The 6,601-nt window shown below is 48.4% G+C and carries 4 protein-coding genes and 1 tRNA gene; 3 read left to right on the forward strand and 2 right to left on the reverse strand.

From position 1 onward, the window contains the following. Positions 1–7: 7 nt before the first annotated feature. Positions 8–2,497 (reverse strand): endopeptidase La, encoded by a 2,490-nt coding sequence (gene lon / locus HMPREF1254_RS05100; RefSeq protein ID WP_023057588.1) that lies wholly within the window; start codon positions 2,495–2,497, stop codon positions 8–10. A 404-nt stretch (positions 2,498–2,901) separates the two neighbouring features. Between lon and HMPREF1254_RS05105 the strand changes: the two genes are divergently transcribed. After that, the gene (locus HMPREF1254_RS05105) at positions 2,902–3,600 is read left to right on the forward strand and encodes a tRNA1(Val) (adenine(37)-N6)-methyltransferase (protein ID WP_023057600.1); all 699 of its coding nucleotides are present in this window, start codon (positions 2,902–2,904) and stop codon (positions 3,598–3,600) included. Positions 3,601–3,738: 138 nt separating this feature from the next. Here the strand turns inward: HMPREF1254_RS05105 and HMPREF1254_RS05110 are convergent, their stop codons facing one another. Then, positions 3,739–4,764, reverse strand: coding sequence for a diacylglycerol/lipid kinase family protein (locus tag HMPREF1254_RS05110; RefSeq protein ID WP_023057515.1), 1,026 nt, complete (start codon positions 4,762–4,764; stop codon positions 3,739–3,741). A 223-nt stretch (positions 4,765–4,987) separates the two neighbouring features. Here HMPREF1254_RS05110 and spt point away from each other — a divergent pair, with 223 nt between their 5' ends. Both spt and HMPREF1254_RS05120 read left to right on the forward strand, forming a co-directional pair. Beyond that, complete coding sequence (spt, locus tag HMPREF1254_RS05115; protein ID WP_023057529.1) at positions 4,988–6,178, forward strand: serine palmitoyltransferase; 1,191 nt, start codon at positions 4,988–4,990, stop codon at positions 6,176–6,178. Positions 6,179–6,450: 272 nt separating this feature from the next. Then, positions 6,451–6,524: transfer RNA gene (locus HMPREF1254_RS05120), tRNA-Pro, on the forward strand. Positions 6,525–6,601: the final 77 nt, after the last annotated feature.

A 6,601-nucleotide genomic window follows, 5' to 3' on the forward strand; every position in this document is an offset into this window, starting at 1 on the left:
CCTCTCTTTACAGCAGAACGGTGTGCGGATCGCTGGCGGTCTTGTCGGGAACTTCCTGGATAGTCAGGTCCACAGGATGCTCCACGCGCTCGTTGGTCAGGGCAAAGTCCCATACCTGCTGCACGTTTTCCACATAGTGAAATTCTACACCTTTGCGGTATTTCTCCGGAATCTCATCAATATCTTTCTTGTTCTCCTTGCACATCACGATGTCGGTGATACCCGCGCGCTTGGCCGCCAGTATCTTCTCCTTGATGCCACCCACGGGCAGAACCTTTCCACGGAGGGTGATTTCACCCGTCATGGCCGTGTTTTTGCGCACCTTGCGCTGTGTGAGCGCCGAGGCAATGGATGTGGCGATGGTGATTCCCGCCGACGGACCGTCCTTCGGTGTGGCTCCTTCCGGCACGTGGATGTGTATGTTCCACTGCTCAAACAAGCGGTAGTCGATGCCCAGAGCGTCTACATGCGCCTTGACATATTCAAGCGCAATCACGGCCGACTCTTTCATTACGTCGCCCAGGTTGCCCGTCAAAGTGAGCTTGCCGGCCTTTCCTTTGCTCAGCGAGGTTTCGATGAAGAGAATTTCTCCGCCCACACTGGTCCAAGCCAAGCCCGTCACCACGCCGGCATAGTCGTTGCCCTGGTAGATGTCGCGGTAGAAAGGCGGCTTACCAAGCAGCGACTCCAGCTTCTCGGGCGTGATGTCTGTGTAGGTCAGCTCACCGTCCATGGCCTTGTTGAAAGCCATCTTCCGCAGTGCCTTGTTCACTTGCTTCTCCAGCTGTCGTACGCCACTTTCGCGGGTATATTGCTCGATAATCTTCTCCAGTGATGTCTTGTTGAACTTGATTTTGGGCTCGTTGGTGTCCAGTCCGGTGTTCTTGAGTTCCCTTGGCACCAGATGTCGCTTGGCTATCTCAATCTTTTCTTCTGTGATGTAGCCGCTCACCTCGATAATCTCCATACGATCCAGCAAGGGACGAGGAATGGTGTTGAGGTCGTTGGCCGTGGCGATGAACATCACATGCGACAAGTCATAGTCTACATCCAGGTAGTTGTCGTGGAAGGCGTTGTTCTGTTCGGGATCCAAAACCTCAAGCAATGCCGAGGAAGGGTCGCCGTTGATGGTGTTCTGCGTCACCTTGTCGATCTCATCGAGGATGAACACTGGGTTGGAAGAACCCGCCTTCTGCAAGCTCTTAATGATACGGCCGGGCATGGCACCGATATACGTTCGGCGGTGTCCGCGTATCTCCGATTCGTCGTGAACGCCTCCTAACGAGATACGCACATACTTGCGTTTCATGGCCGAGGCGATGCTCTTGCCCAGACTGGTCTTGCCCACGCCCGGTGGTCCGTACAGACACAGGATGGGCGACTTGAGGTTACCGCGCAATTGCAGCACGGCCATGTATTCCAGAATGCGCTCCTTCACCTTTTCCATGCCATAGTGGTCACGGTCCAAAGTGCGCTGGGCGCGCTGCAGGTTGAGATTGTCGGCCGTGTATTCTCCCCAGGGAAGGTTGACCATGGTTTGCAGGTAATTCAGCTGTACGCTGTACTCCGGACTTTGTGGATTGTACATCTCCAGCTTCTCCAGCTCTTTGTAAAAGGTGTCCCGCACCTCGGTCGTCCATTTTTTCTTCTTGGCTTTCGCTTCCAAATCACGGCGTTCGGGCGAACCCTCGCCGTTGCCCAGTTCCTCTTTGATGTTCTTGATTTGCTGTTGCAGGAAGTATTCGCGCTGCTGTTCGTCCAAATCTTCGCGCGTTTTCGTGCGAATCTGCTTCTTCAGTTCAAGCAGCTGCATCTCCTTGTTCAGCACTTTCAGCGAAATCATGATGCGCTCGTTCATCGAGTTGGCCTCCAACATGCTCATCTTGTCCTCGTTGGTGAAGGGCAGGTTGGTGCACATGTAGTTGATGCTCAGAATGTTGTTCTGAATATTGTTCAAGGCAAATTGTGCCTCGTCGGCGATATCATCGTTCTCTTTGATGTACTCGATGGTTTGCTTGCGAAAGTCCTCTGCGGCCGTTTGGTATTCCTCATCGTTCGGCTCGGGCAGCACCTCTGGGGCAATGGTCGTCAATCCCTGCAAGAAAGGTTTGGTCTTGGTGACCTTTTCCAACTTGCAGCGTCCCATCGCTTGAATGATGGCCGTGACGTTCTGTCCGTGTCCCGGCATTTCCAGCACGCGCACCAGTCGGGCGTATACACCGTATGCGTACAAATCTTTTTGATGCGGTTCTTCCACATCTGCATCTCTTTGGCAGAATATGGCGAATATGGTATTGGGGGCTTTCTTGGCTTTTTCAATCAGTTTCAGGCTGTTTTCGCGACCAATGAGAATAGGGCAGAGCACGCCGGGAAACATCACCATGTTGCGTGTTGCCAAGATGGGCACGTCGCCTTCTGTTTCTACATGAAAGAGATTTGAGATGTCTCCTTCGAAATCGGCAATCATCTGGATAGATGGATTGTTCTTTTTACTCATATTTGTCTTTTCGTTATCGGTGTGCAAAGTTACTACTTTTTATTGACATGAGGGCCTTTGCGCCGCCACATTTTATATTACTCATGTACAATATGTGGTAAAAGGCAAATATCATGCCAAGTCGTTAGCGGTAGCCCTTACCATCTTGATTTGATGATGAGTTTGAGGGTGTTAAATCAAGCGCATAACATGAACTTTTCAATAGCATTGAGTTTGCCGCCCAAAGTCAAAGAGATTAGGCATCAAAGTCAATGGGTTTGGACGCCAAAGTCAATGAGTTTGGAATATGTCTGCAGATTGTTGATAATCAGTGTGTTATAAGAATGGTGGGCTGTTGAATATTCGACGATGATTTCCAATCACGAGAACTTCTCTTTTTCATCTTTTTTTTGTAAATTTGCAGCATGAGTAACGAGTGGTTTCAGTTCAAACAGTTTACCATCCGGCAAGACCAGTGCGCCATGAAGGTGGGCACGGATGGCGTGTTGCTGGGTGCTTGGGCTAAGGGTGGTCGGCGCATTCTTGATGTCGGGACGGGTACCGGACTGATTGCTTTGATGATGGCGCAGCGGTATGCTGCTTCCTTTGTTGAGGCTCTGGAGATAGACCATGATGCCTGTCGGCAGGCAGAAGTCAATGTTGAGGCTTCTCCATTTGCCGATAGGGTAAGGGTTCGGGAGGTAGCTTTGCAGCGGTTTGAAACGGTAAAACAATTTGACAGTATTGTTTCTAATCCACCTTACTTTGTAGAAGGTCTTCGTAGTCCGGATGCGAAGCGTTCCATGGCTCGGCATAGTGACACGCTTCCCTATAAAACATTGTGTCAATCGGCCTACCGACTGCTTACCAATGGGGGCGAAATGAGTGTGGTGTTGCCGGTGGAATCGGTTGATCAATTCAGTGCAACAGCGGTGATTGCGGGACTTTATCTTCGAAAGAAACATTTGATAAAGACGGTAGCCCGCAAATCGCCTAAACGCTGTTTGATGGCATGGGTGAAGCGTCGTCCCGAAAAGCTGGATGAACAGACGCTGACACTGTTTGACGATGCGGGAGAAATGTCTGAATGGTATGCGAAATTAATGCACAATTTTTATTTGTAAAGAAAGACTGTAACGGAAAGAAGGCGCATGCCATACTTTGTCTACTGGAAACAAAAACGGCATCAATCTGCGGGTTGATGCCGTTTTGGATAGATGACATTACGACCATGTGACCGTGGTAGCGGCCGCATATAGCCATCAGAATTTTAGTTTATTCTGCAATACTCTGCTCAAGGCCTGTATGTGGCGCGTCTGTTTGGAGATGTCTTCACGCACCACGTTGATTTCGTTGAACAGCTCGGCAGCGGCGCTCTGGATGGCATTGGGCTTTCGCTGACTCCTGTCGGCATCGGGGTTGATGATGATTTTGATACCTTTTTCCACCAGTTCGATATCAATGTCCCTGCCCGTCATCACGGGATCGCCGTCATAGTGAATCACCCCTGGCTTGCTGCGGTGTATGTGTAGTTTCTTTGAAGTGAAAGTTTTAATCTTGGAATTTTTATCCAGCGTTTTGTTGAACATGTCGATGCTGATTTGTGGAGCCTCGATGATGTCGAAGGGTTCCATGATGATTACATCCATCAGTCCGTCACTCATCGATGCCTGTGGTGCTATGAAAGCGTTGTTGCCATATTGCGATGCGTTGGCGCAAGATATGAGAAAGGCCTTGTATTTGCTCACACCATTCTCGGTGGTGATTTCGTAAGTCTCTGGTTTGTATTTGAGTCCTTCTTCCAACACCTTCTGAACATAAGTGATGGGACCACGCTTTCCGCACTCAGCGAACTTCTGACTGACGTAGGCATCGAATCCCATGCCGCAGGTGCAGAAGAAGGGGTAGCCGTTGATGATGCCGTAGTCGAATTCGTGGATGATGCATTTGTTGATGATTTCGATGGACTTCTTGATACTCATGGGAATGAGCATGTGGCGCGCCAGACCATTACCCGATCCGCAAGGGATGATGCCCAGTGCCGTGTCTGAATGCACAATGGCGCGCGCCACCTCATTGATGGTGCCGTCACCGCCCACTGCTACCACAATGTCTACATGTGACTCTTTGGCTTCTGTAGCCAATTCAGAGGCGTGACCAGCATGATTGGTCGTGATGATTTCGTACTCAAACTGCTCATGGTCGAGCGTTGTGTCAATCAATTTGGGTATGCCGTCCTTGTTACTGATTCCCGATATGGGGTTCATGATGAATCTTATCTTCTTCATCTTGTGCGTTGTCTGTTATTTTAAGGCTGTTGTTCCAAAAGACTTTTTCCTTCATGCGAACATGATTCGCAAATGTACAACAATTCCAGTAATATATCCATTTATATCTAATAAAAAACTCAAATTTGATGTTTTTAGTTGCGAAAAGAACAATTTATGTTATTTATTTTATATCTTTGCAGCCTATGTTATTCAATTTTGGTAGGACACCTATTTAAATATAATGGGACAATTACAAGAAAGATACAAGAATTATCGAGATCCTCAGAAATACATGGATGCTGGCGTGTATCCATATTTCAGGGAAATAACCAGTAAACAAGGAACGGAAGTAGAGATGGGCGGGCATCGAGTGTTGATGTTTGGCTCTAACGCTTACACGGGATTGACAGGGGATGAGCGCGTCATCAGTGCGGCTAAGGCGGCCTTGGACAAATATGGGTCGGGCTGTGCAGGAAGCCGATTCCTCAATGGAACGCTTGACCTGCATGTACAATTGGAGAAAGAATTGGCCACCTTCGTGGGAAAAGATGAAACACTGTGTTTCCCTACGGGGTTCTCTGTCAACCAAGGAGTGTTGGCTATGGTGGTGGGTCGCAACGACTACATCCTCTGTGATGACCGTGACCATGCCAGCATTGTGGATGGACGTCGCTTGTCGTTCGCTACACAACTGCGATATAAACACAACGACATGGCCGACTTGGAGCGGTTGTTGCAAAAGCTTCCTTACGATGCTGTGAAGCTGATAGTGGTGGATGGAGTATTCTCTATGGAAGGAGATTTGGCCAATTTGCCCGCTATTGTTGAATTGAAACGCAAGTATAATTGTTCCATCATGGTTGATGAGGCGCACGGATTGGGAGTCTTTGGCCGTCAAGGTCGTGGCGTCTGTGATCATTTTGGATTGACCCACGAGGTTGACCTCATCATGGGAACCTTCTCAAAGAGTTTGGCTTCCATTGGTGGCTTCATCGCATCAGACAGCGACACCATCAACTATCTGCGCCATACCTGTCGCACCTATATATTCAGTGCGTCTGACACGCCTGCCGCAACGGCTGCTGCACGCGAAGCCCTGCGTATCATTCAGGAGGAACCTGAGCGGATAGAGCATCTTTGGAAGGTCACTCGCTATGCCTTGAAACGCTTTAAGGAAGAGGGTTTTGAGATTGGTGAAACGGAAAGTCCGATTATTCCGCTGTATGTGAGAGATATTGATAAGACCTTTATGGTGACCAAGTTGGCTTTTGACAACGGTGTGTTCATCAACCCAGTGATACCACCAGCTTGTGCGCCGCAAGACACATTGGTTCGTTTTGCGTTGATGGCCACGCATACTGAAGAGCAAGTAGAGCGGGGTGTTCAGGCGTTGAAAAAGGTGTTTGTGGACCAAGGTATCATCAAGAAGTAGCAATTTTGCACCTAAATAATAACAGGGAAAGTAGATCATGCTTTCCCTGTTTTCGTTTACAGAGATTGATTGCAGAGTGTATGAGTCCTATTAACTAACAATGTGTCGGGAACGTTCATTCTCAGAATTGTCACATTAATGACGCTAACAAGCGCAAAATTCCTTATGATTCATGCGTTCGTGTGCACTTTATGAAATAATTGTTTAAAATATTTTGCGAATAAAAAAATATATCTTACCTTTGCACTCGCAATTCAACAATGAACTGCAAGCGGGGTGTAGCGCAGCCCGGTAGCGCTCCTGTTTTGGGAACAGGCGGTCGCAGGTTCGAATCCTGTCGCCCCGACAGTAATATAAAATACAATGTATTGGTCACCAATACATTGTATTTTTTTTATAGACGATTCTTTTATCCAAAAAGAT

The organism is Prevotella sp. BV3P1 (assembly GCF_000479005.1).
Lineage (GTDB): Bacteria > Bacteroidota > Bacteroidia > Bacteroidales > Bacteroidaceae > Prevotella.